The following is a 24982-nucleotide window of genomic DNA, read 5'->3' as shown; positions in this document are numbered from 1 at the left end:
GCCGCGCGGCGGTAGAATCCAAGGGTGACTTCGACTGCCGTGCATCTCCCCATCCCCCGTCTCCCACGCGTGCGTGCGGCGGCCGGACGGCTTCAGGATAACCCGGTGGCCGGACACAAGCGGGTCCTGCTCGCCGCGCCGCGTGGATACTGCGCCGGCGTCGACCGTGCCGTCGTCGCCGTCGAGAAGGCGCTCGAACGCTACGGCGCACCCGTCTATGTGCGCAAGCAGATCGTGCACAACATCCACGTCGTGACCGAGCTCGAGGAGAAGGGCGCGATCTTCGTCGAAGAGGTCGACGAGGTCCCCGAGGGCGCGCACGTCGTCTTCAGCGCGCACGGCGTCTCCCCGGCGGTCGTCAACGCCGCCTCCGATCGCGGACTGCACGCGATCGACGCGACCTGCCCTCTGGTCACCAAGGTGCACCGCGAGGCCGTGCGCTTCGCCCGCGACGACTTCGAGATCCTGCTCATCGGTCACGAGGGCCATGAAGAGGTCGAGGGGACGGCAGGCGAGGCCCCGGAGCACGTCACGGTCGTGAACTCTCCGGAAGAGGCCGACACGGTCGTCGTCAAGGACCCGAACAAGGTCGTCTGGCTCTCGCAGACCACCCTCTCGGTAGACGAGACGATGGAGACGGTGAACCGGCTGCGCACGCGCTTCCCCGAGCTGCACAACCCGCCGTCCGACGACATCTGCTACGCCACGCAGAACCGCCAGGTCGCGATCAAGAAGGTCGCGGCCGGTGCCGAACTCGTGATCGTCGTGGGCTCATCCAACTCCTCGAACAGTGTGCGCCTCGTCGAAGTCGCCCTCGAGTATGGGGCGAAGGCGGCGTACCGCGTCGACTATGCCGAAGAGATCCAGCAGGAGTGGCTCGACGGAGTCGAGACCGTCGGCGTGACCAGTGGCGCCTCCGTACCTGAGGTGCTGGTGCGTGAGGTGCTCGAAGCGATCGGTGATGCCGGCTACCGCGATGTCGAAGAGGTCAAGACCGCGGAGGAGGACCTCATGTTCTCCCTGCCCAAGGAGCTTCGACACGATGCTTCCGGTCAGCGTGACGATCGTGCACTCGGCGGTCGTGCCACTGGAGGAGGCGCGTAGCGTTGAGCGCCGCGGAAGCGGAGCCGACCCTCATCGGGTCGGTGCAGCGCGCGCTGCGACTGGTCGACATCGTCGCCAATTCGCCTCGTCCGCTTCCGGCCAAGATGTTGGCGGCGATCACGGGGCTGACGCCGGGCACGACCTACAACCTGGTGCGCACCCTCGTCCATGAGGGGTATCTGAATTCCGAACCGGACGGATTGGTGCTCGGGACCCGGTTCCCCTCGTTCCAGCAGCAGATCGACTCGCGGGGGGTCTTCCTCGCACGGGTCCGAGCGGCTCTTCGGGACGTGACGGAGGACGTGGGAGCGACCGCGTACCTCTCCCGCTTCGCCGATGGAGAGATGCACCTCGTCGACATCGTCGACGCGGTGCGCAACCCGAGGGTGGAGCTGTGGGTCGGTCTGCAGTCGAGCGCGCACGCGACCGCCCTGGGGAAGCAGATCCTGGCGGACCTGCCCGATGATGAGCGACTGGACTACCTCTCCCGGCATCGCCTGGAGGAGCTCACGCCGCGCACCATCAGTGATCGCACGACGCTGCTGACCCAACTGGAGCATTCGCCGGGGTGGGCGGTGGATCATGAGGAGTATGTGATCGGCGCGACCTGCGTCGCCGTGCCGGTCGTCGCGCCCGGCGTCACCGCATCGCTGGCGATCTCATTGCCGGCCGACCGCGCGGTGGTGGACCGTGAGCTCGTCGCGACGCTGCAGCGAACGGCCAGACGGCTCTCGCTGCAACTCGGTGCCGACAACCTCGACGCCGGCTCCGACGGCGCGGAGTTCACTATCTGAAGTCTGGCCCCTGGCGCTCGGGCACGCGTTTTCCTATGATCGGAGAAGTAGCGGCATGCATCAGCGCTACTGATCACCACAGGCGTCCCCAGCGCCGGTGATCAAACTGGATGAGAAGCGTCCCCAGCGCTTCACATCCGCGGCCCCGCGAAGTCCCCACTTCTCCGGGGCCGCTATCGTTTTCGCCCTCCCTCGCTGTGAGCCGCCCAGAGCCGGGACGGTTAGCATGGCGGGATGACCGATCAGCGCCCGCAGTACGGCGAACTCGCCACGCCGGAGGAGCAGCGGCGAGCCGCCGGGCTGCCGCCCCTCGACGAGGTCGTCGTCGCCCCGCCGGCGCCGCCGAGCGAGGGACCGACCGCGCCCAGCCCGAGTGCGACTGCCCCCGCTGCTCGTCCGCACCCGGTCGACCGCTTCGTGACCATTGCGCTGCTGGCCTACGGTCTGGTGAACATCATCATCACCGGGTTGTCGTACCTCGACCTGCCGACCGTGATGAACGAGACGATGAAGATCCTCGGCATCGAGGGGGAGTTCACGAACTTCGCCCAGGGGCGGATCTGGGGCACGATCGCGGCCATCGTGCTCGCCGTCGGGTGGTCGATCACCGCGGCGCTGTCGATCCGACGGCTGCGGCGTCGCCGGCTCAGTTGGTGGGTGCCGATCGCGGGTGCGCTGGCGACGATGATCGTCGTGACGATCTGCATCTCGGTGCCGATGATGAACGACCCGGCGTTCGTGGCGTATCTGTCGACCGTTGGACGGTAGACGCCGAATCGCACGGCTACTGTCGAAGGATGCCCCAGAACAGTTTCGGCGTCCACCTCTCCTACACTTCGGTCGATCGTGGTGACGGGACCGACCCGCGCGACGCGGCTCACGACGTCCTCGCTCGACTGGGCGTGCTCGCCGGCGTGCGTGATGCGACAGCCGCGTGGGACGACCGCGAGGAGGCCGTGCTCGCGATCGCGGTGACCGACGACGGCCACGTCCTGACGGTCAGCGAGCAGGACACGATCGAGTCGACCCTGTCGGCGAGCGAACTGAAGGCAGCCTTCGAGGAGAAGGGCCTCATGCTCTGGCTGGACGTGGACGTGGACGTGGACGTGGACGAGGCGTTCGGCTTCGATTCGGTGGAGGAATTGGTCGACGAGCTCATCGACGATTCCGTCGAGGTGGGCGCCGACGATTCGGAGGATGCCGCGATCGATCCCGCACTGATCGCGGCTTCGGCGGTGCAGGTCTCGGCGTTCTCGCACCGCGGCCCCGCGATCGCCCGCATGCTCGCGGCCGTCCACGGGACCGCGGTCGACCACCGCGAGTCCGGAGACTGGTCGCTCCAGCGGTTCGAGACCTCGGAGCCGAGCGGTGCCTGGGTGAGTTCGAAGGCCGAGTTGCCCGTGATCGAGCTGAACCGCGCCGAGGCCGCCGTGTGGTTCGAAGTGGCCGTGGGCAGCGGAGGCCCGATCCCGTTCTGGACCGAGGCGGAACGCGACACCCGGCCGGTCCTCGATATCGACGCCATCCGCGTTCCGGAGACGGCGGAGATCTATCGTCGGCTCCTCACCGAGGGCGACGGGAGCCGCGATGAGCTCCTCGAGATCGCCGCAGCCGTGGACCTCGACGTGGATGCCGCACACCGGGCACTGATCCCCGAGGCCCTGGGGGGCGTGGTCGGCGCGGAGGATCGCCAGCGCGCCTTCCTCGCTGCCTTCGGCATCTCGTCCGACCTGATCGACACCGCATTCGGAAGCGCGACCACGGGGGCGGACCGACGGTTCCTTCCTGTGGGATGGTGGCCCACGCTCCGGGAGACGGCGATCGCCGGACTCGGCGAACTCACGCCGCTCACCCGCCGGGAGCGGCCTCTCGCACGTATCGGCGACGCACTCCGCCGCCGCCCCGCCGCGGGTCTCCTGCTCTCGGTCGGGGAACTCGGAGCGGGCCTGTGGATCGCATCTCGATCGCGGGGAGCGGGCAGGGCGCTCGGAGTGCTTCTCGTGGTGGATGCCGTCGTCGACGCAGCCATCTGGGTCACCCGCATTCGCCGCAGTCGCGGCGAGTGACGGCCCCGCCGTCGGGCGGTGCCGCCGAAAATGAGAGATGCCCCAGCCGACCGGCTGGGGCATCTCTCATCGAAGTCGTGACGGATCAGCTCTTCGACTGGCCGTACGAGCCGAGCTGACGGGTCGACTCGACCACGCGGGCGGCCATCGCCGACTCGGCGATCTTGCCCCAGGCGCGGGGGTCGTACTGCTTCTTGTTGCCGACCTCGCCGTCGACCTTCAGCACGCCGTCGTAGTTCTTGAACATGTAGTCGGCGATCGCGCGCGTGTAGGCGTACTGCGTGTCGGTGTCGATGTTCATCTTGATGACACCGTTCGCGACCGCGAGGGCGATCTCCTCATCGGTCGAGCCGGAGCCGCCGTGGAAGACCAGATCGAGCGGCTTGGCGCCCGTGTTGTACTTCGCCGCGACCTCTGCCTGGATCTCGCCGAGGAGTTCCGGGCGCAGCTTGACGCCGCCCGGCTTGTACACGCCGTGCACGTTGCCGAAGGTGAGGGCGGCGATGTAGCGACCCTGCTCGCCCAGACCGAGGGCCTGCACGGCCTGGTCGACGTCGGCGAACGTCGTGTAGAGAGCGTCGTTCGAGCCCTCATGCTGCACGCCGTCCTCTTCGCCACCGACGACGCCGATCTCGACCTCGAGGATGGCGTTGATGTTCTTCATGCGGGGGAGCAGGTCCTTCGCGATCTCGATGTTCTCCGCGAGGGGAACAGCCGAACCGTCCCACATGTGGGACTGGAAGATCGGGTTGCGACCGGCCTTGACCTCGTCCTCGGAGGCTGCGATCAGCGGCTCGACGAAGCCGGCGAGGGCGTCCTTCGGGCAGTGGTCCGTGTGCAGTGCAACGGTGACCGGGTAGTTCTTGGCGACCTCGGTGGCGAAGCGGGCGAAGGCGAGTGCGCCGGTGGCGCGTGCCTTCACGGTGTGGCCGGCGAAGTAGTCGGCTCCACCCGTGGTGACCTGGATGATGCCGTCGGAGCCGGCCTCGGTCAGCCCCTGGAGGACGGAGTTGATCGTCTGCGAGCTCGAGACGTTGAATGCGGGGTACGCGAAGCCGCCGGCCTTCGCGCGGTCGAGCATTTCGGCGTACTGATCCGGGGTGGCGACGGGCATGAGAACTCCTGCGATAAGGGAAGCCGGGACAGGTGCCACTCTATCGGGGTGACCGGAGTCGTACCGCAGGCGAGGGTCCCGCCGGCGCCGCACCTTGTGCTCAGGCGTTAAGAATTGCGATTCCTTCGCGTCGTGGAGCGCGAAAACCGGGCTGTTCGCTCGCGTCGATAGCTAGGCTGACCGCATGGTGAGTCTGACTGCGGATCTGAGCCCTCTTCGTCCCGACCGTAACCTCGCGATGGAGTTGGTGCGAGCGACGGAGGCTGCGGCCATCCGCGCGGTCCCCTTCATCGGTCGAGGCGCGAAGGAGGCGGCCGACGGGGCGGCCGTCGACGCGATGCGCGCGTTCCTGGGCACCGTCGACTTCCAGGGCCGCGTCGTGATCGGCGAGGGTGAGAAAGACAACGCACCCATGCTGTTCAACGGCGAGGTCGTCGGCACCGGGCGCGGACCGCTGTGCGACATCGCAGTCGATCCCATCGACGGAACCTCGCTCACCGCAGCAGGCCGGCAGAACGCGCTGTCCGTGATCGCGGTGTCCGACCGCGGCACGATGCTGGATGCCTCCACCGTCTTCTACATGGACAAGCTCGTCACGGGACCCGCAGGCGTCGGCGTCGTCGACATCCGGCTCCCCATCGGCGAGAACATCCGCAAGCTCGCCGGCGCGCTCGACAAGCCCGTCGACGAGATCGTCGTGTCGGTGCTGAACCGTCCGCGTCACGAGCAGCTCATCCAGGACATCCGCGATGCGGGCGCCGGCACCCGACTGATGAGCGACGGTGACGTCGCGGGTGGGATCAACGCCGCCCGGCATGATGCGCGCACCGACATGTGCGTCGGCGTCGGAGGCAGCCCCGAGGGCATCGTCACGGCATGCGCCATCAAGGCGCTCGGCGGACACATCCAGGGGCGCCTGTGGCCGCGTGACGACGACGAGCGTCAGCGCGGGATCGACGCCGGGCTCGACATGGACAGGGTCTACGAGGCCGACGACCTGGTGCAGGGCAATAACACGATCTTCGTCGCGACGGGCGTGACCGACGGCCAGCTCGTTGCCGGCGTCCGCCGCGAGCGGGGCTATGTGTACACGGAGAGCGTTGTGCTCCGCGGTGCTTCCGGGACCCTCCGGCGCATCGCCTCGGAGCACCTCGTCTCGAAGTGGCTCTGATTCACAGGCCCCTCTGAGGGCGCGTTCTCCCGGCCGCCGCCGACGGCATCGTTATCGAGCCGGTATAGGGCCGGGGTGGCGTGAGCCACGCTTTCCGAAGCGCCGTGTCACAATTGTCACTGGGTTTGTCGCCGTGGACGGAGCCGTCAGGCACCGCAGGCACAGGAGGGCGAACGGATGACAACGCAGCACACGAGCGGCTCGAAGGCCGCCGCGACGAAGATCATCACGACGAACACCGGGCGAATTCTCCGAGTGAGCGCCGACGCCGAGCCGGGCGCCGCAGCCACCCCGCCCGTGACCACCCCGCCGGCGGCCATCGCCGATCCGGCTCGCCGCGCTGACGTGCTGTTCCGCGTCCGCCGCGACGAGGGCCATGAGATCAGTGCCTGGTGGATGATCGGAGCTTTCCTCGCCACCAGTGGCCTCGTGATCCTGCTGCTCAGCGGCGTACCCGGTATCGCCTGAGGCGCTGCTCGACAGTTCGTCCGCGCGCTACGCCGTAGGCCGCAGTGCAGGCGTGACGGCGGTGCACAGCATCGGTGGCCCCTAGATCTCGTCGAGACGAACCCGTACCTCGCCCACGTCGGCGCGCACCGATGCCGCACCGATGTGGTCGGTGGCTTCTGACGTTTCAGCCACGGATTCGTCCCCTCGCCCGTCGGCGGCGATCAGCTCGGGAGCCGTGAAGCGTCGTCCTGTGCTCTCCGTCACTGCCGGAACGGACGCGAGAGCCGCAGCATCGACGCCGGGGAACTGCCGCGCCGTCACGAGCACGCGCGTCTCGAGGGAGCCGGCGAAGCGGTTGTAGCTGTCGACCGTGCGCTCCAGGGCGCGGCGCAGGTCGTCGGCATGCCCGGCGAGAGTGCCCAACCGGTCGTAGAGCTGCGTGCCGAGAGTGAGCAGCGTACGTGCCTCGGTCGACACCTCCTGCTGGGTCCACGTGAACGCCACCGTCTTCAAGACCGCCCAGAGGTTCACGGGAGACGCGAGAGCCACTCGTCGGCTGAATGCGTAGTCGAGCAGGGTGGGGTCTTCGTCGATGGCCGCCGCGAGCAGCGACTCGCTCGGCAGGAAGCAGATCACGAACTCGGGACTCGCGTCGAGTCCGGCCCAGTACGCCTTCTTGGCCAGGGCATCGATGTGCGCGCGGACGGCCTTGACGTGCTTCTGCATGAGGGAGCGCCGCTGCGGTTCCTGGGCGTCGCCCGCCGACAGCGCCGAAGCCTCGAGATACGCGTCGAGCGGCACCTTGGCGTCGACCGCGATGGAGCTGCCACCGGCGAGACGGATGACCATGTCGGGTCGACCCTGGCCCCGGTCGGAGGAGATCGTCGCCTGCAGATCGAAGTCGATGTGGCGTGTGAGGCCTGCCGCTTCCACCACGCGGCGTAGCTGCGTCTCGCCCCACACTCCGCGAGTGGCTGTCGAGCGCAGCGCTCCGGCGAGGGACTCCGTCGTCGCCCGCAGCGCCTCGTCGGATTCCTGCGCGCGTCGCAGCTGCTCCTCCAGCGTGCCGAACTGGGCGTGGCGCTCGCGTTCGATCGCGGTGACCTTGGTCTGCATCTGCTGCAGGCTCTCTCGCACCGGAGCCAGCGCCGTCAGCACCGCGTTCTGCTGCTGCACGCGCTGCGCCTCGGCTCGCTGCTCGTTCCGTGAGTGCTCGACGGCATCGCGGTAGAGGTCGTACTGGCGGTCGCGGTCGTCGCGCGCGGCGGCCAGCTCGGCCTGAGCGCGCGCAAGATCAGCGGCCCCACGTCCTGCGTGCAGGAACCAGCCCACAGCGACACCCGCCGCGAGGGCGACGAGGAGGAGAACCACAGCCAGAGCATCCATGTGTTCATGATGCGGCCGGCATCGGACATTACGAGGTCGCCGCGCACGGGAGCGGTGTGTCGGCTCAGGCGACGGCGCGCTCCAGAGCAGGCGCGACGGGTGCGGTGACGCGCAGGCTCAGCGCGTCGGCGAGCGCGAACACGTCGGCGGCGCCTGCCCTGGCGGCCGCATCGATCACGATCTGCGCGCAGGCACGAGCATCGGCGAGGGCATCGTGGTGCGCGAACTCCTCGAACCCGGCGGCGGCTGCGGCGACGGGCAGGCGATAGGAGTCGAGCACATACGTCTTCCGCGCGACCTGCAAGCTGCAGAGCGAGCGGTACGGCGGGCAGAGCTGGCCTGTGGCCTCCGAGGCGCGGCGCAGCACGTTGAGGTCGAAGCCGGCGTTGTGGGCGACGAGAACATCGGCTCCGGCAAAGGCGCAGAGTCGATCGAACTGGTCGACCCACGTGGCAGCCGACAGCACATCCTCCGGTTGGATGCCATGGATCCGGACGTTCCACTCCTGGAACTCGTCGTGACCGGGCGGCGGCTGGATCAACCATCCGGTGGTGGCGACGACCTCGCCGCCGCGCACACGGACCAGTCCGACGGAACAGGCGGAGGCGGGGCTGGAGTTCGCGGTCTCGAAGTCGATCGCAGTGAAGTCCAGTGGCACGTCTCCACTCTCACCCCGACGTCGGCGACCACGCGGGAGACTCGCCGTAGGCTGGCCGCATGGCTGAGGACATGGCGACGTCGTTCGGAGCGCAGGCCGCGGACTACGAGGTCGGAAGACCCGAGTATCCCTTCGATGCGGTGGCGTGGATGCTCGAGCGGATGCCGCACGGAACCCGCCGCATCGCCGATGTCGGTGCCGGGACGGGAAAGCTCACCCGGGTACTGGCGCACGCGCCGGATGCCGAGGTCGTCGCGATCGATCCGGATTCCGAGATGCTCGCGACGCTGCGCGGTGCCGTGCCGGGCGTACCGACCTTCGTGGGGTCGGCAGAGCGGCTGCCCCTTCCGGATGCCAGCGTCGACGCGGTCGTCCTGGGGCAGGCCTGGCACTGGGTCGACCCCATCGCCGGATCCGCCGAGATCGGTCGGGTCGTGCGCCGCGGGGGAGTGCTCGGTCTCATCTGGAACATCCGCGACGATCGGGTCGACTGGGTGCGCCGGTTGACCGAGATCATGCACGGCAGCCACGCCGAGAACATGCTCGCCGAGGGAGATCCGGTCGTCGCTGCACCGTTCGGCCCGCTCGAGCAGGAACGCTGGGAGTGGGTCCGCCCCATCACGCGCGATCTGCTGCACCGCATGGCGGCGTCGCGCAGCTACATCATCACCGCGTCCGACGACGAGAGGGCCCGGATCCGGCGTGACCTCGACGCGCTGTTCGACGAGCTCGATCTGCACGGCGAGACCACCATCGACCTTCCGTACGTGACACGGGCCTACCGCGCCATCCGCGACTGAGGAGCGGCCTCTCCCCGCCCGGAAGCAGTGCTGCGCTTCCCTTCCTTTCGGGGCATAAGTACGGTGGCGATATGCGGGATCGACAGCGGGCCATGCTGGGGCTCACCTTCATCGCAGCCATCGCGCTGAGCGGGTGCGCGGCGACGCCGTCGTCGGAGCCGTCTCCTGCGGCGGTCGCCTCGAGCGATACGCCGGTGCCAACGGGCGCACCGGCGACGTGGCAACTGACCGACGACAGCCGCGTCACCCCGGACAGCATGGCTTTCGAGGTGCAGGTCACCCGTCTCGACTGCGCGAACGGAGTGACCGGCGAGCTGCTCTCGCCGGTCATCACCTATGAGGCCGAGCAGGTGACCGTCCGCATAGACGCGAAGCCGAATCGTCTGGAAGCCGCGGACTGCCAAGGCGACGACGCCATACCGGTCACGGTCACGCTGAGCGAGCCGATCGGTCAGCGGACGTTGGTCGACGGAGCATGCGTCAGCACCGAGGCTCGGACGACCGCGGAGTGCGTCGCGAGCGAGCGCGCCTCGTTCCGCTAGCAGAGCGAGCGCGCCTCGTTCCGCTAGCAGAGCGAGCGCTCCGGCCGCTGCCCAGCCTTCCGCAGGGCGATGGGGGTGGGGCCAGGTAGACTCGTGCCCCGTGGCTCTCACTATCGGCATCGTCGGCCTGCCCAACGTCGGCAAGTCCACCCTCTTCAACGCACTCACCAAGAACGACGTGCTCGCGGCGAACTATCCGTTCGCGACGATCGAGCCCAACGTCGGCGTGGTGAACCTGCCCGACCCGCGCCTCGACAAGCTCGCGGAGATCTTCGGCAGCGAGCGGATCCTCCCCGCAGCGGTGTCCTTCGTCGACATCGCCGGCATCGTGCGCGGTGCGAGTGAGGGTGAGGGGCTCGGCAACAAGTTCCTCGCGAACATCCGTGAGGCCGACGCCATCGCTCAGGTCGTGCGCGGCTTCTCGGACGACGACGTCGTGCACGTCGACGGCACGGTGAACCCGGCCTCCGACATGGAGACGATCAACGCCGAGCTCATGCTCGCCGACCTCGAGACCGTCGACAAGGCGATCTCCCGATACGAGAAGGAAGTCCGCGGCAAGAAGATCGAGCCCGTCGTGCTCGAAACGGCGAACGCTGCGAAGGATGCTCTGGAGCGCGGCGTTCTGCTGTCGGTCGCCGGCATCGACCTGACACCGATCCGCGAGCTGGGCCTCCTGACCGCGAAGCCTGTCATCTTCGTCTTCAACGTCGATGAGGGCGTTCTGACCGACCCCGCGCGCAAGGAAGAGCTCGCCGCTCTCGTTGCTCCGGCGAAGGCCATCTTCCTCGACGCGAAGATCGAGTCCGAGCTCATCGACCTCGACCCGGAAGATGCCGCCGAACTGCTCGCGTCGACCGGCCAGGACGAGTCGGGGCTCGACCAGCTCGCCCGCATCGGCTTCGACACCCTCGGACTGCAGACCTACCTGACGGCCGGTCCGAAGGAAGCTCGTGCCTGGACGATTCCCAAGGGCTCGAAGGCCCCGCAGGCGGCCGGTGTGATCCACACCGACTTCGAGAAGGGCTTCATCAAGGCGGAGATCGTGTCGTTCGAGGACCTGGTCGAGACGGGCTCCGTCGTCGAGGCCCGTGCCAAGGGCAAGGCTCGCCTTGAGGGCAAGGACTACGTCATGCAGGACGGCGACGTCGTGGAGTTCCGCTTCAACAACTGAGCGGGGATCGTAGGTCCGGGGACCTCTCAGACCCTGTCTATTCCGCGGAGTCGGCGACAGGCTGTGGGACCTCGGCGTCTGTCAGACCCTTCCGATACTTCGTGGCCGCACGCCGGATCGTTGCCACCTTCGGGTTGTCCGCCCGCGATGCGGGAAGACGGTCGAGGATCGTCACGTCGGCTCGTGCGGCGAGCGTCAGAAGTCCCCACATTCCGATCGAGTCGAGCTCGAAGTCGGCTTCCTCCGGGGTCGCTGCCGCGAACGCCGCAAGTGCGGCCGCTTCGAGCTCGGGGTCGCTCGGTCTCTTCGCCGCGCCTTTGACGGCATTCGGCTGATTCGAGTAGTCATCGAGCTTCGTCAGCAGTTGATCGGCGCGTTCTGTGCCGAGTGCCGATCCGAGCTCGGCTTGGATCGGGTACGTCTCCGTCATTCTCGTCTCCAGCGCTCTGTTGATCGAAGCTGCGGTGGGAGCCGCGGAAGGGCTCGCACGGGCAGAATACCCAGTCCGAGGCCCTTCGCGTGCGGCCAGGAGCTCGTCAGAACATGCCGGGAATCTGCTGGAGCATCCAAGAGAAGCCGATCATGAGTGCGGTCGCGACCGGGAAGACGAATACGGTCACCAGGCCTGCCCGAGGGCTCTCCGGCTGCTCGCCCGGGCCGACGATCGGGTCGTCCTGCACTCGACCGCCGAGGTAGGCGCGCAGCTGCAGGAGGAAACCGGCGGTGAGAAGGGCCACGCCGATGGCCGAGGCGACCCCGATGCTCACCTCTCCGACTTGCTGAGGCAGGAGGAGAAGTGCGCCGACCATCACGACGAGCAGCACGATCCAGCCGACCCAGCTGCGCACCGGATGCTGGGCGATCATCCGCAGGGGCACGTGCGACGCGAAGAGGAGCAGCGCGAGCGACCCCGAGACGATCGCGAGCAGGACGAGGTGCCCGATGGTCACGGCAAGTGCGGACTCGCCCGTGAACGCGGCCTGCGCGCTGAAGGTCGTGAGCAGCATGCCGAGGAGGCCGAGAACCAGGGCGACGCCCCATCCGGGATCGATTCGGTGAGGTGACTGCCGGGGCTGCTCCGGGGCGTCCTCGGCGGCGTACGCACGGGGTTCGCCGAATGCGGCAAGGGCGCTCTCGCCTGATTCGGACACATGGCTCTCCACGACCACGAGGGAGTCGCCGATCCGCCGTCCTGGAACGCCGAGGAGGCGCTGTTCGAGCACGAACTGCTCGATCCAGTCCCTCTCGACGCTCGGCGCCAGTCGCGTGTAGGTGTCGACGGAGCCGAAGCCCGTCTTGTCGCTCAGGTTCATCGGTGCTGCCTTTCGGTTCCCGGTGGTCATCTCAGTTCTCGGCCCTTCTCGAGCGCTCCATCGGTGAGCTCGCGGGTGGTCTTCGTGAAGTCGGCCCAGAGCTCGGCCAGTGACCGGGCATGCGTGCGGCCCTGTTCTGTCAGGGAGAAGTACTTCCGGCCGGGGCCGCCCTCACCCGGACGCCACTCGACCTCGACGAACCCGGACTCCTCCAGGCGGCCGAGGAGGGGGTAGAGCGTGCCGCCCTTGACGGTGCCCAGCCCGGCTGCGGTCAGGTTCTGGGTGATCGCGTACCCGTAGTTCGGGCCATCGAGGAGGGTCCGCAGCACGCACACGCCCAGCACGCTTCTCATCCACTCGCTCGGCCACTCTTCCGGACTCATGACTAGAGCGTACGTCGGACTAGTCAGATCTGCAACTAGTGGTCGGCGCGGGTGCCTCCCCACGAGTGACAGGATTGACGGATGACCGCAACACTCGTGGCCCAAGGGCTGGCCGGCGGGTACGGCCACCGCACCCTGTTCGACTCGCTCGACCTCACTGTCACCGCCGGCGACGTCGTCGGTCTCGTCGGAGCCAACGGGGCAGGAAAATCGACCCTCCTGAAGCTGCTGGCCGGGGTGGAGGAGCCGCAGGCGGGCACGATCAGGCTTGCCCCGGCGGATGCGTTCGTGGGCTGGCTTCCGCAGGAGCACGAGCGCATCGTGGGCGAGAGCGTCATCGACTACATCGCCCGCCGCACCGGATGCGCCGCCGCGACCAGAGAAATGGATGCCGCAGCCGCGGCCCTCGGTGATCCCTCGCTCGCGGCTCCGGGCACAGACCCCGCCGACACCTACTCCACGGCATTGGATCGGTGGCTGGCCAGCGGTGCCGCAGACCTCGACGAACGCGTCCCCTCCGTGCTCGCCGACCTCGGACTCGACCTGGGCGATGAGCCTGCCGACACCATGATGACCTCGCTGTCGGGAGGACAGGCGGCACGCGTCGGCCTCGCCGCGCTGCTGCTCTCTCGCTTCGACATCGCGCTGCTGGATGAACCGACCAACGACCTCGACCTCGACGGCATCGAGCGGCTCGAGGCATTCGTGCGTGGGCTCCGCGGCGGTGTCGTGGTGGTCAGCCACGACCGCGAGTTCCTCGCCCGCTGCGTGACCAGAGTCCTGGAGCTCGACCTCGCCCAGGGGAGCAACAGAGTGTTCGGCGGTGGCTACGACTCCTACCTCGAGGAGCGGGCGACGGTTCGTCGGCACCAGCGGGAGAAGTACGACGAGTTCGCCGACAAGAAGGCCGACCTCGTCGCCCGCGCACGCACGCAGCGGGAATGGTCGAGCCAGGGTGTGCGCAACGCGATGAAGAAAGCACCGGACAACGACAAGATCAAACGTAAGGCGTCAGCCGAGTCCAGCGAGAAGCAGGCGCAGAAGGTGCGTCAGATGGAGAGCAGGATCGCCCGGCTCGAAGAGGTCGAAGAGCCGCGCAAGGAGTGGCAGCTGGAGTTCACGATCGGCTCGGCCCCGCGTTCCAGCTCCGTCGTGTCGACCCTGAGCTCGGCGGTGTTCCGGCAGGGATCCTTCCAACTCGGACCGGTGTCGCTGCAAGTGAACGCGGGGGAGCGCATCGGCATCACCGGTCCCAACGGTGCCGGAAAGTCGACGCTGCTCCGCGGGCTGCTGGGGCGGCAGCTTCCCGATGAGGGAACGGCGAGCCTCGGCGCGAGCGTGCAGATCGGCGAGATCGACCAGGCCCGCGCGCAGCTCGTCGGAACGCAACCGCTCGCGGTCGCGTTCGAAGAGCTCGTGCCGGAGATGGCATCCGCGGAGATCCGCACACTCCTCGCCAAATTCGGCCTCAAGGCCGATCACGTGACGCGCGCGGTCGATGAACTCTCGCCGGGGGAGCGCACGCGAGCAGGGCTCGCCCTGCTGCAGGCCCGCGGCATCAACCTGCTCGTGCTGGACGAGCCCACCAACCACCTCGACCTGCCCGCGATCGAGCAGCTGGAGCAGGCGCTCGAGTCGTACGAGGGAACCCTGCTGCTCGTCACGCACGACCGGCGGATGCTCGCCACGGTGCACACCGACCGGCACTGGCGGGTGGAGGCCGGGCAGGTCGCCGAAGCATGACGGCCCTCGTCATCGACAGCGTCCCGCACGGTCGCCTGACCGCGAATGACGTGGCGCGACTGCGAGAGTTGTTCGACGCCGAGTACTCCGCAGAGTTCGGGGCCTGGGATCCGGATCAGCCCTACGGCTACGCGCCCCATGACCATCACCTGATCGCGCGCGCCGACGATGAGATCGTGGGTCACATCGGCTGGGCGCGGCGGACCATCGGTGTCGGTGCGGCGGAGCTCGTGGTCGCGGGAGTCGGTGGGGTGCTGATCTCCCCACGCGCACGTGGGCAGCGGGTCGGTGCCCGGCTCCTGACACACGCGGCAGCGTCGATGACGGATGCCGGGGACATCGAGTTCGGCTACCTCGGCTGCCGCGAGGAGGTCGTCTCCTTCTATGAATCGTGCGGATGGCGCCGCATCTCGGCGGTCGAGCGATCGATCGACCGCACCGGTCGTCCCGCCATACAGCCTCCGGGGCCGCCGATCCTGACCCTCGCGCTCGGCCCGAATCCGCGCACGTGGCCCGCAGGCACGATAGATCTTCGCGGGCGAGCATGGTAGTCGTCGGGCGAAGATGCTCCGGCAGTCCTCGTCTCGGTGGCCGCCGGGTCGGGATACGCTGGTGGACGGCGGCTCCGGTCGCGGTCCGGTCGCTGGCGTCCGCCGTGGACGTTCCGCCTGAATTCCTGACACCGACGGCACGAGGAGATTCACGCCGATGACCGACACCCAGATCTTCGAGCCCGACGGCCGCGCGATCCCCTTCGTCGACGAGGGCGACGGTCCCGTCAAGCTTGTTCTGATCCAGGAGCGCGACCTCCCGGCCGACATCCTCGGTGTCGTCGCGCACTACCTCGCCGAAGAGGCGGGCTTCCACGTGCTGCGGATCGGTCACCGCGCCGAGGTCAAGGGCGAAGAGGTGTCGCTGAACGAGCGCGTCGAGGATGCGCTCGCCGTGATCGACCACGTCGGCCTCGGCGACACCTGGATCGGCGGACACGGGTTCGGTGGCACCGTCGCACGTGCTTTCGCCGTCGCGCACGCGGACCGCGTGAACGGCCTGGCGCTGCTCGGCGTCGAAGAGCTCGACATCCCGCTCGCGCCAGTGATGCCCGTTCTGATCATCCAGGGGACGAAAGACAACGTCACCCCGTTCGCGAACGGCGAGCAGTTGCAGTCGACGGCGCCCGAGCGTGCGAGCGTGAAGAGCATCGACGGGGGAGACCACCACTTCCCGATGACGCACCCGATCGAGACCGCGGTCGTCATCGAGGAGTACCTCGACTGGGACTGAGCCCCTAGCGGCCTTGCCGCTTCTTGTACGGCTTCGGCTGACCCTTCACCGCGGGGGTTCGGCCCTTGCCCTTCGAGGCCTTCGCCTTGCCGCCGGCGGGTGCGGGGGCGTTCTTCACCGGCGCGGGCGCCGCGGCGACCTCCGCCTTCGCCTCGACCAGCAAGAGCTCACCGACGTGCGTCAGCCGGGTCTGCCCCTCGCGGTGGACGATCGGATGGCCGACCTCGGCCTCGAGCTTGTCGATCGACGTGTACAGCGAGGCCAGTGGGATGCCGAGTTTCTCGGCCGCCCGCGGAAAGTGGAGCTCTTCCGCGAGGACGACGAAACGGCGGAGCAGAGAGATCTTCACGGTGGCCCTTCGACTGTTCGCACGGGATTGCGAGCCACTCCAGGTTACGCGGTGGAAGCCGCCGGTCAGATGTCGCTGAAGTCGTTCGCGGGAGATTGGATCTGTGTGACGGCGTCCGTCTCCAACAGGAAGAGCACGTAGAGGATCCCGACGGATCCGGGGTGCGTCAGCGATTGCGTGTCCGGCACCTCCTGTCGGCCCAGGCCTAGTTCGGTGGCGGTCGCCGGCTCTTCTTCATCGACCAGTGCCCAGGCGCCTGCGTCGAGGAGGTCTGCCCTGCTCGACCCCACCTGGAGCCCTTCCTCCGTCATCACGGGGATCCCGTCGACCTCGGCCGCGGTGACCGCGATCGACGCAGGGCTTGCGCCGGAGGGGTCGGTGAGCACCCGCAGACCGTCCCAGACATAGGCCTGCATCTCGACGTCGTAGCCCTCCATCCCCTCGACCGGTTCGGGCTCCGGCAGTTCACCCGTCGCATCCTCGAGCAGGGCGAGAAGCTCATCCGAATCCGCATACTCCGCAGTCGCGGTGCCTCCGTCGTCCGTGAAGGAGAGGCCGTCGAGCGTGACGACGAGCTGGGGTTCGACCTCGGGCTCCGCAGACGCGGACGTGGACGGCGTGGCCGCAGGTGAAGCGGACGGGGCCGCCGTCGGGGAACTGCATCCGAGGAGCAGCAGCGCAGAGGCCGTGAGGACGAGGACAGGTGCGAGAACACGTGGCATGGTTCGGAGCGTAGCGCCCACCTGCGCCCGCATCGCGCAAGGGCGTGTCGTCGAGATGGAATCGTGAGAACCGACGCTTCCGTGACACGACGGATGCCGCGACCGAATCGGCCGCGGCATCCGGAATCCTTCGGTCAGGCGACCTGAGGGAGCACCGCGAACGACACGGAGCCCTCGTCGTCCACACCCGCGTCGAGGATCTTGTCGTCGAGTGCGGCGACGGCGGACTCATCGAGGAAGAGCCGGGTGCCGGAGACCTCGACGACCTGGTCCTGGGGCTCCGGATCTGCGGCGACGAGCACCGCGAGACGCGCGCCGCCCTCCGCGTTCTGAGGTTCGGACGAGTGGATGCGCAGTCCGGCATCCGGGGCGTCGGTCTGACGACTGACGAGCGTCGTCACGATGGCGGAGGCGTTGTCGGTGAGGGTGAGCACGAGACTCTCCTTCCGTTCGGGGCATGTCACGGTCGCAACATGTCCGGGCCACGATGCCGAACTCGGACGATCACCTCAACCCCCTTGTGCCGATTCGGAGGAGGCTCTTATCCTCCTCGCAGGTTCTTCCGCAGGAACACCTGCTCCGTGCCGTCGCCGTCCGGCACGCGCTCGTGCTCGACGTAGCCGCACCTCTCGTAGAGGCGAATGTTCGCCTCGCTCAGGCTGCCGGTGAAGAGCTCGGCGACCTGTGCGTTGGATGCGCTCTCTGCGTGATCGAGCAGCGTCCGCCCGACTCCCTCGCCCTGCACGTCGGGGGCGATCGCGATCCTCCCGATGAGGAGCATCCCGTCCTTCTCCACGAAGCGGATCGCGCCCACGAGGCGTCCGTCGATGCGCGCCGCCAAGCCGGACTCCGCGCGCAGCTCCGCCTCGAGCTCGGTGAGGGTCTGCGTCAGGGGAGGCATGTCCACGCTCCCGTAGATCGCGGCTTCCGAGACGAAGGCCGCACGCTGCACGGTGAGCACTTCACCGGCGTCCGCTTCGCTGAGGGGGGAGATGACGATCTCGCGGTCGTTCGGGTCGTTCTGTTCTGTCACGATGCGGGGTTCTCTTTCTGTCGCGCATTCAGGTCCGGTCGCCACACTCGGGCTCCGCGCTTCCGGTGTCAACCCCCTCGGGTCCGGGCCCAGGTCGCCGTTATCCTCACCGGCAGGAGGTCACAGACATGGCTGATAGCAAGACGAAGAAGACCGGCACCTCGACGAAGGGTGCCGTGAAGACCACGCGCCAGCAGAATGCGGAGAAGGGCTTCACCGCCTCGCCCGCGCTCGCGAGCAACCTGCAACTCGTGCTCGTCGACCTGCTCGAACTGGCGATTCAGGGGAAGCAGGCGCACTGGAACGTCGTGGGCCGCAACTTCCGAGACACCCACCGCCAGCTCGACGAGATCATCGACGATGCGCGCGCGTTCAGCGACACGATCGCCGAGCGGATGCGCGCCCTGCACGCCGTGCCCGACGGGCGCAGCGCGACCATCGCCAAGACCACGACTCTGCCCGCGTTCCCCGCGGGGGAGGTCTCGACCACCGAGACCATCGACTTGGTGACCGAGCGCCTGGAAGCGGCGGTCGGGACGATGCGCGACGTGCACGACGCCGTCGACGAGGAAGACCCGACGTCGGCGGATCTCCTGCACGCGGTCATCGAACGACTCGAGCAGTTCGCCTGGATGGTCAGCGCCGAGAACCGCAGCCCCGCCGGTCGCTGAGATCGCCCCTGCCCCTCGGACCGGGATCAGTTCGTCTCGGCTCCGGGGGCGCGGGGTCGGCCGCGCATGATTCGCGGCAACGCTGCCCACAGTGCGACGACCAGCACGAGCGCCGAGATCAACGCCACAAGCCCGGCCGTGCGATTCACGGTGAAATCGACGATCAGCGTCGTCACCCCGATCGTCAGAGCACCGATCACCATCAGATCGATCCTCACGATCCGCGAGGCGATCCGCACGAGCTCGGGCTTACGGCGGTGGCCGAACAGAGCACGGTGCATCCCCACCGGAGCCAGCGCCAGGATCGTCGCGATGGCGGACAGGGCGACGAGCACGACGTAGAGGTCGCGCTGGAACTCGTCCATCTCGGTGAATCTCGGCTGGAAGGCGACGGCGAGGAGGAATCCCGTGAGGATCTGGGTCCCCGTCTGCATCACGCGGAGTTCCTGCAGAAGTTCTTCCCAGTTGCGATCCGCGCGCTCGTTCGCAGTCTCGTCACGTCCGTCCCTGCGGTCATCGAGTTCGTGTTCGCCGCGCGGAGGGTCCGATGTCATGATCACAGTGTCGTGCCGACGCTCGCACGATGTCCAGGATCTTGCACCGACGGATCGAAAGAAGGCACCATGACGCTCCCGCCGATCAGCGACTGGTGGTCCGAACTCTCAGGGGACGCACGCCGCTCTGTGCTCGACGGCGACTCTCCGCACCTCGACGCGGACGTTCGGGAGGAGATCCGCGTCATCACCGGAGCGGTCGTGGGAATGGTGGAGAGCCTGACCGATGACGACCTCGACTACGCCCGCGCACACGCGGAGGAGCCGGCCGACTGATGCGGGCGGCAGCCGTGGTGATTCACCCCAGGGCGTCGGGATCCGGAGTGGGCTGCTCCTCGCGAAGCCGCGGCTCGGTGCGTCGCTCCGGTCGTGCCCCGGCCTTGTCGGCGTAGAACGCGCGGATCCGATCCATGTCCGCGGCGACGTCTCCGGTCAGGTCGAGGGTGGGGCCGAGACCCGTCGTCATCGTGGTGCGATCGACGAAGCCGAGCGTGACCGGCATCCCCGTCTCCCGCGCGATGCGGTAGAAGCCCGACTTCCAGTACTCGTTGCCGCCACGGGTGCCGTCGGGGGTGACGACGAGGCCGAAGACCGTTCCCGCGTGCACCTGCCCGACGACATCGTTCACCACGCGCGCGGGGTCCGCACGATCCACGGGGATCCCTCCGAGTCCGCGCATGAGCGGACCGCGCCAGCCGCGGAAGAGGCTCTTCTTCCCGAGCCAGTGCACGTCGATGCCGAGGCGCCAGGCGATGGCGAGCATCAGGACGAAGTCCCAGTTGCTGGTGTGGGGGGCGCCGACGAGCACGGTCGGGCGCGTGGGTGCTGCCTCGCTCGTGAGCGTCCATCTGCTGAACGCCCAGAACATGCGGGCGAGGAGTCGTTTGACCATGGATCAACCGTAGGGGAGAACGGCTGTCGAGCCGCTCTCCGCACCCCGCGCGCGGGTTCGGAGCCACTACCTCGGAGCAGGCGTACGATCGAGGGATGAAGAAGACGCCGGAGGACACCGTGCAGCAGGAAGCGCCCATCGGGCTGCAGCCGCTCCCGGGAGCCCTGGACCTGCTCGAGGGCGATGCCGCCGGCTATTGCAGCAACGGCGTCTGCCACTTCCCCGCCCCGAAGGCCGAGTAAGAAGCAGACGCCGTCGCGTGCGAGCGCTGGGGTCAGTGACCGCCGTGGAAGCCCTCGCCGGCGTCGTCGGCCGGCTTGCGCACGAACGGGCTGAGCGCCACCGCGGCGAGCGAGATGATCGCGGCGATCAGGAACGCCATGCGCGCACCCGGTGCTCCGGCCGCCGCTCGTGACAGGCCTTCGCCCTCGCCCGCATGCAGGATCGCCGAGTAGGTGACCGTGAGCAGAGCGACACCGGCCGCGCCACCGACCTGCTGCAGCGTGTTCAGCACAGCGGAACCGTGCGAGTACAACGACCTCTGCAGCGAACCCAGCGAGGCGGAGAACAGGGGCGTGAACGACATCGCGAGCCCGACGGACATGGCCGCCTGCACGATGATGAGCACCCACCACACGGTGTGCTCGCCGACCGTCGAGTAGAAGAACAGCGCCGCCGACACGAGCATCGTGCCCGGGATCAGCAGCGGCCGCGTGCCGCGTGCGTCGTACACGCGACCCATGATCGGGCCGAGCAGACCCATCAGCACCGAGCCGGGGAGCAGGATCAGGCCGGACTCGAGTGCGTTCAGGCCGGCGACGTTCTGCAGGTACTGCGGCAGCAGGGTCAGCGTTCCGAACATCGACAGCGCCAGGATGGTCATTATGATCACCGAGAACGTGAAGTTGCTCGAGCGGAAGACGCGCAGGTCGAGCAGTGCGTCGTCGACACGCTGCAGGATGAGCTGACGCCACACGAACAGCGCCAGCGACACGGCGCCGACGACCAGGGCGATGATGCCCGTGGTCTCGCCCGATCCGCCTTCGCCGCCGAACTGGCTGAGGCCGAACACGATCCCGCCGAAGCCGAGCGCCGCGAGCGGGATGGAGAGCACGTCGAGCGGGACGAGGCGGGTCTCCCCGAGGTTCGTCATCCACTTCACGCCCATGAAGAGCGCGATGAGCGCGATCGGAAGGATGATCGCGAAGAGCGCGCGCCAGTTCAGCGTCTCGAGGACGGCACCGGCGACGGTGGGTCCGATCGCCGGGGCGAGCGAGATGACCAGGCCGACGCGGCCCATCATGCGGCCGCGGGACTGCGGCGGAACGACGTTCATGATCGTCGTCATCAGCAGCGGCATCATGATGCCGGTACCGGCGGCCTGGATGACGCGCCCGACGAGCAGGATCGAGAAGCCGGGAGCGACCAGCGCGACGAGCGTGCCGAGCGAGAACGCGATCATCGCGGCGATGAAGACCTGACGCGTGGTGAACCGCTGCAGGATGAATCCGGTGGTCGGGATCACGATGGCCATCGTCAGCATGAAGGCGCTGGTGAGCCACTGGCCGAGCTCGGGCGGGATGCCGAGATCGGCGTTCAGGTGGGGGATCGCGATCCCCATCGTGGTCTCGTTGAGGATGGCGACGAACGCGGCGACGAGCAGCAGCCAGATGACGCGCATGTCCTTGCGCGAGATCTCACCCGCTGCCGGTGCGGGGGTCGTCGAGATGGAGCCGGTATCGACGGCAGACATGGGCGGCCTCCTGGGCGAAGAAGAAATGGAGATATCGCGAGAGTTCGCAAGAGTCCTTCAGCGTAACGGCGGTCGCCGACATTTCATTCCGAACTCACAGAAATCCGCTGTCGGCAGATCCGGGCGGCCTCGATGTCGTGGGGGCTGAGTACGCTGGCGCCATGAGCATGGGCGGTGGACGAGGTGGAGGAGTGAGCTTCCGCGGGGTCGATGAGGATACGCAGCGGAAGCTGAATGCCGAGGCGCCGCGGATCAGCGGCCTCGGTTCACGGGTCGTCTCCCTGTTCCGTGCCTACCGCGCGCGCATCTTCCTCACGGGAGCGCTCGTGGTCGTCGGCGCGGCGATCGCCGTCATCCCGCCTCTGATCGTGCAGCGCATCTTCGATGACGCGCTGTTCCCGGTCGCCGGCGGCGGGCCGCATCTCGAGCTGCTGGCCTGGCTCGTCGCCGCGATGGTCGTGCTCTTCCTTCTCTCCGCCGTCCTCGGCGTCGCGCAGACGTGGCTCACCTCCACCGTCGGCAACAGCGTCACCGGCGACTTGCGGGTGAAACTCTTCGAGCACCTCCAGGCCATGGAACTCGGATTCTTCACGCGGACGAAGACCGGGGTGATCCAGTCGCGACTGCAGAACGACGTGGGCGGCGTCTCCGGAGTGCTGACCAACACCGTCACCAGCATCCTGGGTAACGTCGTGACCGTCATCGCCTCGCTCGTCGCGATGATCCTGATCGACTGGCGCCTCACCCTCATCGCCGTGATCATGATGCCGTTCCTCATCTTCGTCCAGCGCAAGGTGGGCCAGGTTCGGGCGCGGATCGCGGGGGAGACGCAGGAATCCCTGTCGGAGTTGACCTCGATCACGCAGGAGACGCTGAGCGTCTCGGGCATGCTGCTCTCGAAGTCGTTCAACCGTCAGCGCACGGAGTCGGAGCGCTATCAGGCCGAGAACCGCAACCAGGTCGTTCTTCAGGTGCGCAGGGCCATGAGCGGTCAGGGCTTCTTCGCGGTCGTGCAGGTGCTCATGGCCAGCGTGCCTGCGGTCATCTACCTCGTCTCGGGCTACCTCATCGCCGGAGGCACCGGGGCGATCACGGCGGGAACCGTCGTCGCATTCACCACGGTGCAGGCGCGGCTCCTCATGCCGCTGATGGGCCTGATGCGGGTCTCGCTCGATCTGCAGACATCTTCGGCGCTGTTCGCCCGCATCTTCGAGTACCTCGACCTGGTGCCCGAGATCCAGGACGCTCCGGATGCGATCACCGTCGACGAGGCACCGGGTCCCAAGGGGCGGCTCGAGTTCGCCGATGTGCTCTTCCGCTACCCGGACGCCTCGGCCGATGCCCGACCGACGCTGGACGGCGTCTCGTTCGTCGCCGAACCCGGGCAGCACGTGGCGTTCGTCGGTCCCTCGGGTGCGGGCAAGACGACGATCCTGTACCTCGCGCCGCGGCTGTACGAAGCCAAGGGCGGCTCGGTGCTCTTCGCGGGCGCCGATGTGCGCACGCTCACGCAGGAGTCGATCATCGACCACGTGGGCATCGTGTCGCAGGAGACCTACCTGTTCCACGCGACGATCCGCGAGAACCTCCGCTATGCCAAGCCGGATGCGACAGAGCAGGAGCTGATCGCCGCGTGCACCGCGGCCAACATCCACCACATCATCGCCGGGTTCGAGCAGGGTTACGACACCGTGGTGGGTGAGCGCGGGTACCGGCTCTCGGGCGGGGAGAAGCAGCGCATCGCGATCGCGCGCGTGCTGCTGAAGGATCCTCCGGTGCTGCTCCTCGACGAAGCGACGTCGGCCCTCGACACCGTGTCGGAGCGCGTGGTGCAGGAGGCACTGGACGAGGCGGCGAAGGGGCGCACGACGCTGTCCATCGCGCACCGCTTGTCCACCGTGATGGGCGCCGACGTGATCCACGTGCTCGAGGCGGGGCGCATCGTCGAGTCGGGAACCCACTCCGAGTTGCTCGCGCGGGGCGGGTTGTATGCGGAACTCGCCGCTCAGCAGGTCGCGGCATCGCGCGTGCTCGACACCGAGGCCGCGGTCGAAGAGGCCGTGACCGGGGGAGTCGGGGCCGCGCTCACCGACCGCCGTGCGGATCGTGCGCCCGCGGACTCCGCCGGCGCCGATGCCGTCGCGGCCATCACCGCTGCGGTGCCGCTGCTCGCCGAGCCGCGCCCCGATGAACGGGTCTACCCGCCCGAACCCTGAACCGCTCCGGGTGTCAGTGCACTGACAGTCCGCCGTCGACGAACAGGGAGTGGCCGGTGACATAGCCCGAACCGGCTCCGGCGAGGAAGACGGCCGCGCCGGCGAAGTCGCTCGGGAGCCCGTTGCGGCCGATCATCGTGCGGGCGGCCAGCTCGGCGATCTTCGCCGGGTCCTGCTGCAGCCGGGCGTTCAACGGTGTCAGCACGAACCCGGGTACCAGTGTGTTGCTGGTCACTCCGGTCCCTCCCCATGCTTCGGCCTCGGAGCGCATCAGCGACTCCACCGCCCCCTTCGAGGCGCCGTAGACGCCACTGCCGACGAAGGCTCGATGCGCCTGCTGGGAGCTGATGTGGATGAGTCTGCCGTAGCCGCGCTCCGCCATGCCCTGCGCATAGCGCTGACCGAGCAGGAAGGGCGCGAGGGCGTTGACGGTCATCGTCGCGTCCCAGTCGTCTTCGGTGATCTCCACGAACGGCGGACGGATGTTGATGCCCGCGGAGTTGACCAGGATGTCGGGCTCCCCGAACGGCTCGGCCGCGGCCTCCGCGACGGCATGGATGCCCGACCGCGTGCTGAGGTCGCCGACGACTCCGGCCGCGCGGCAGCCGTGCGCGCGGAGTTCCTCGACGGTCTCCTCGATGCGGGCCTCGCCGCGAGCGACCACGACCGTCGCGGCACCGGACCGGGCGAGTGCCGTGGCGATGCCGCGGCCGATTCCAGAGCTGCCGCCGGTGATGACCGCAGTGCGGCCCTCGAGCGAGAAGAGGGAGGCGAGGTAATCGTTCATGCGGTCATCCGTGTCGTTCGTTC

The 24982-nt window shown here is 68.1% G+C and carries 30 protein-coding genes; 16 read left to right on the top strand and 14 right to left on the bottom strand.

From position 1 onward, the window contains the following. Nucleotides 1-51 precede the first annotated feature (51 nt). From BQ2383_RS12300 to BQ2383_RS12285, 4 genes are all read left to right on the top strand, one after another. Nucleotides 52-1104 carry a 4-hydroxy-3-methylbut-2-enyl diphosphate reductase gene (locus tag BQ2383_RS12300; RefSeq protein ID WP_432206342.1) on the top strand — a complete coding sequence of 351 codons (1053 nt, stop codon included), beginning with the start codon at nt 52-54 and terminating at the stop codon, nt 1102-1104. Nucleotides 1105-1106: 2 nt separating this feature from the next. Continuing rightward, on the top strand, nt 1107-1898 hold the full coding sequence (locus BQ2383_RS12295) for an IclR family transcriptional regulator (RefSeq protein WP_091034257.1): 792 nt from the start codon (nt 1107-1109) through the stop codon (nt 1896-1898). Nucleotides 1899-2132: 234 nt separating this feature from the next. Beyond that, nucleotides 2133-2666 carry a DUF6264 family protein gene (locus BQ2383_RS12290; protein WP_091034254.1) on the top strand — a complete coding sequence of 178 codons (534 nt, stop codon included), beginning with the start codon at nt 2133-2135 and terminating at the stop codon, nt 2664-2666. 29 nt (nt 2667-2695) lie between these two features. Next, nucleotides 2696-3964: a hypothetical protein gene (locus tag BQ2383_RS12285; RefSeq protein ID WP_091034251.1), complete on the top strand. Its 1269-nt coding sequence runs from the start codon at nt 2696-2698 to the stop codon at nt 3962-3964. A gap of 85 nt (nt 3965-4049) precedes the next feature. On the opposite strand, the gene fbaA is transcribed toward BQ2383_RS12285, so the two are convergent. Further along, entirely contained in the window at nt 4050-5078 is a 1029-nt protein-coding gene (fbaA, locus tag BQ2383_RS12280; RefSeq protein ID WP_091034247.1) for a class II fructose-bisphosphate aldolase, read from the bottom strand. A 184-nt stretch (nt 5079-5262) separates the two neighbouring features. Here fbaA and glpX point away from each other — a divergent pair, with 184 nt between their 5' ends. Together glpX and BQ2383_RS12270 are read left to right on the top strand one after the other, a co-directional pair. After that, nucleotides 5263-6249 (top strand): class II fructose-bisphosphatase, encoded by a 987-nt coding sequence (glpX, locus tag BQ2383_RS12275; RefSeq protein ID WP_091034244.1) that lies wholly within the window; start codon nt 5263-5265, stop codon nt 6247-6249. 177 nt (nt 6250-6426) lie between these two features. Then, on the top strand, nt 6427-6717 hold the full coding sequence (locus tag BQ2383_RS12270) for a hypothetical protein (protein WP_091034242.1): 291 nt from the start codon (nt 6427-6429) through the stop codon (nt 6715-6717). Between the two features lie 81 nt (nt 6718-6798). Here the strand turns inward: BQ2383_RS12270 and BQ2383_RS12265 are convergent, their stop codons facing one another. Next, complete coding sequence (locus tag BQ2383_RS12265) at nt 6799-8085, bottom strand: DNA recombination protein RmuC (protein WP_091034239.1); 1287 nt, start codon at nt 8083-8085, stop codon at nt 6799-6801. A 64-nt stretch (nt 8086-8149) separates the two neighbouring features. After that, a complete protein-coding gene (locus tag BQ2383_RS12260; protein WP_029262950.1) occupies nt 8150-8743 on the bottom strand; it encodes an exonuclease domain-containing protein in 594 nt (197 codons plus the stop codon). Nucleotides 8744-8802: 59 nt separating this feature from the next. Here BQ2383_RS12260 and BQ2383_RS12255 point away from each other — a divergent pair, with 59 nt between their 5' ends. The 3 genes from BQ2383_RS12255 to ychF all read left to right on the top strand — a co-directional run bounded on the left by BQ2383_RS12255 (nt 8803) and on the right by ychF (nt 11259). After that, the gene (locus BQ2383_RS12255) at nt 8803-9543 is read left to right on the top strand and encodes a class I SAM-dependent methyltransferase (RefSeq protein WP_091034237.1); all 741 of its coding nucleotides are present in this window, start codon (nt 8803-8805) and stop codon (nt 9541-9543) included. A 71-nt stretch (nt 9544-9614) separates the two neighbouring features. Further along, entirely contained in the window at nt 9615-10085 is a 471-nt protein-coding gene (locus tag BQ2383_RS12250) for a hypothetical protein (RefSeq protein ID WP_140403351.1), read from the top strand. Nucleotides 10086-10185: 100 nt separating this feature from the next. Continuing rightward, nucleotides 10186-11259, top strand: a complete 1074-nt coding sequence (gene ychF, locus BQ2383_RS12245) for a redox-regulated ATPase YchF (protein ID WP_091034231.1) — start codon at nt 10186-10188, stop codon at nt 11257-11259. Between the two features lie 37 nt (nt 11260-11296). On the opposite strand, the gene BQ2383_RS12240 is transcribed toward ychF, so the two are convergent. From BQ2383_RS12240 to BQ2383_RS12230, 3 genes are all read right to left on the bottom strand, one after another. Continuing rightward, nucleotides 11297-11689, bottom strand: coding sequence for a hypothetical protein (locus tag BQ2383_RS12240; RefSeq protein ID WP_091034228.1), 393 nt, complete (start codon nt 11687-11689; stop codon nt 11297-11299). Between the two features lie 106 nt (nt 11690-11795). After that, on the bottom strand, nt 11796-12572 hold the full coding sequence (locus tag BQ2383_RS12235; RefSeq protein ID WP_140403350.1) for a hypothetical protein: 777 nt from the start codon (nt 12570-12572) through the stop codon (nt 11796-11798). Between the two features lie 26 nt (nt 12573-12598). Further along, nucleotides 12599-12955 carry a PadR family transcriptional regulator gene (locus BQ2383_RS12230; RefSeq protein WP_091034221.1) on the bottom strand — a complete coding sequence of 119 codons (357 nt, stop codon included), beginning with the start codon at nt 12953-12955 and terminating at the stop codon, nt 12599-12601. 81 nt (nt 12956-13036) lie between these two features. Here BQ2383_RS12230 and BQ2383_RS12225 point away from each other — a divergent pair, with 81 nt between their 5' ends. From BQ2383_RS12225 to BQ2383_RS12215, 3 genes are all read left to right on the top strand, one after another. Then, the gene (locus tag BQ2383_RS12225; protein ID WP_091034218.1) at nt 13037-14698 is read left to right on the top strand and encodes an ABC-F family ATP-binding cassette domain-containing protein; all 1662 of its coding nucleotides are present in this window, start codon (nt 13037-13039) and stop codon (nt 14696-14698) included. Then, on the top strand, nt 14695-15249 hold the full coding sequence (locus BQ2383_RS12220; protein WP_091034216.1) for a GNAT family N-acetyltransferase: 555 nt from the start codon (nt 14695-14697) through the stop codon (nt 15247-15249). Before BQ2383_RS12225 ends, BQ2383_RS12220 begins: the two co-directional genes overlap by 4 nt. Before the next feature lie 157 nt (nt 15250-15406). Then, a complete protein-coding gene (locus BQ2383_RS12215) occupies nt 15407-15982 on the top strand; it encodes an alpha/beta fold hydrolase (RefSeq protein WP_091034213.1) in 576 nt (191 codons plus the stop codon). A 4-nt stretch (nt 15983-15986) separates the two neighbouring features. Here the strand turns inward: BQ2383_RS12215 and BQ2383_RS12210 are convergent, their stop codons facing one another. From BQ2383_RS12210 to BQ2383_RS12195, 4 genes are all read right to left on the bottom strand, one after another. Further along, on the bottom strand, nt 15987-16331 hold the full coding sequence (locus tag BQ2383_RS12210; protein WP_029262938.1) for a LysR family transcriptional regulator: 345 nt from the start codon (nt 16329-16331) through the stop codon (nt 15987-15989). A gap of 65 nt (nt 16332-16396) precedes the next feature. Beyond that, nucleotides 16397-17053: a hypothetical protein gene (locus tag BQ2383_RS12205; RefSeq protein WP_140403349.1), complete on the bottom strand. Its 657-nt coding sequence runs from the start codon at nt 17051-17053 to the stop codon at nt 16397-16399. A gap of 134 nt (nt 17054-17187) precedes the next feature. Next, nucleotides 17188-17487 (bottom strand): Fe-S cluster assembly protein HesB, encoded by a 300-nt coding sequence (locus tag BQ2383_RS12200; RefSeq protein WP_029262936.1) that lies wholly within the window; start codon nt 17485-17487, stop codon nt 17188-17190. A 107-nt stretch (nt 17488-17594) separates the two neighbouring features. Next, nucleotides 17595-18086 (bottom strand): GNAT family N-acetyltransferase, encoded by a 492-nt coding sequence (locus BQ2383_RS12195; protein ID WP_208617664.1) that lies wholly within the window; start codon nt 18084-18086, stop codon nt 17595-17597. Between the two features lie 128 nt (nt 18087-18214). On the opposite strand from BQ2383_RS12195, the gene BQ2383_RS12190 reads away from it, so the two are divergent. Continuing rightward, nucleotides 18215-18757 (top strand): Dps family protein, encoded by a 543-nt coding sequence (locus BQ2383_RS12190; protein WP_091034207.1) that lies wholly within the window; start codon nt 18215-18217, stop codon nt 18755-18757. 26 nt (nt 18758-18783) lie between these two features. Here BQ2383_RS12190 and BQ2383_RS12185 read toward each other — a convergent pair whose 3' ends face one another. Beyond that, nucleotides 18784-19311: a DUF6328 family protein gene (locus BQ2383_RS12185; protein WP_091034555.1), complete on the bottom strand. Its 528-nt coding sequence runs from the start codon at nt 19309-19311 to the stop codon at nt 18784-18786. Nucleotides 19312-19380: 69 nt separating this feature from the next. Between BQ2383_RS12185 and BQ2383_RS12180 the strand changes: the two genes are divergently transcribed. Then, nucleotides 19381-19587, top strand: a complete 207-nt coding sequence (locus BQ2383_RS12180; protein WP_091034205.1) for a hypothetical protein — start codon at nt 19381-19383, stop codon at nt 19585-19587. 22 nt (nt 19588-19609) lie between these two features. Here the strand turns inward: BQ2383_RS12180 and BQ2383_RS12175 are convergent, their stop codons facing one another. Beyond that, complete coding sequence (locus BQ2383_RS12175; RefSeq protein ID WP_091034202.1) at nt 19610-20203, bottom strand: 1-acyl-sn-glycerol-3-phosphate acyltransferase; 594 nt, start codon at nt 20201-20203, stop codon at nt 19610-19612. Nucleotides 20204-20298: 95 nt separating this feature from the next. Here BQ2383_RS12175 and BQ2383_RS19385 point away from each other — a divergent pair, with 95 nt between their 5' ends. Continuing rightward, nucleotides 20299-20445, top strand: a complete 147-nt coding sequence (locus BQ2383_RS19385; protein ID WP_167381615.1) for a hypothetical protein — start codon at nt 20299-20301, stop codon at nt 20443-20445. A gap of 32 nt (nt 20446-20477) precedes the next feature. Here BQ2383_RS19385 and BQ2383_RS12170 read toward each other — a convergent pair whose 3' ends face one another. Beyond that, the gene (locus BQ2383_RS12170) at nt 20478-21956 is read right to left on the bottom strand and encodes a DHA2 family efflux MFS transporter permease subunit (RefSeq protein WP_091034199.1); all 1479 of its coding nucleotides are present in this window, start codon (nt 21954-21956) and stop codon (nt 20478-20480) included. Between the two features lie 167 nt (nt 21957-22123). Here BQ2383_RS12170 and BQ2383_RS12165 point away from each other — a divergent pair, with 167 nt between their 5' ends. After that, a complete protein-coding gene (locus BQ2383_RS12165; RefSeq protein WP_091034195.1) occupies nt 22124-24172 on the top strand; it encodes an ABC transporter ATP-binding protein in 2049 nt (682 codons plus the stop codon). A 13-nt stretch (nt 24173-24185) separates the two neighbouring features. Here the strand turns inward: BQ2383_RS12165 and BQ2383_RS12160 are convergent, their stop codons facing one another. Beyond that, nucleotides 24186-24959 carry an SDR family NAD(P)-dependent oxidoreductase gene (locus BQ2383_RS12160; RefSeq protein WP_091034552.1) on the bottom strand — a complete coding sequence of 258 codons (774 nt, stop codon included), beginning with the start codon at nt 24957-24959 and terminating at the stop codon, nt 24186-24188. Between the last annotated feature and the right edge of the window lie 23 nt (nt 24960-24982).

The sequence above is a fragment of the Microbacterium oxydans genome (assembly GCF_900095745.1).
Classification (GTDB): Bacteria; Actinomycetota; Actinomycetes; order Actinomycetales; family Microbacteriaceae; genus Microbacterium; species Microbacterium oxydans_B.
This window is presented reverse-complemented; position numbering and strand designations above follow the sequence as displayed.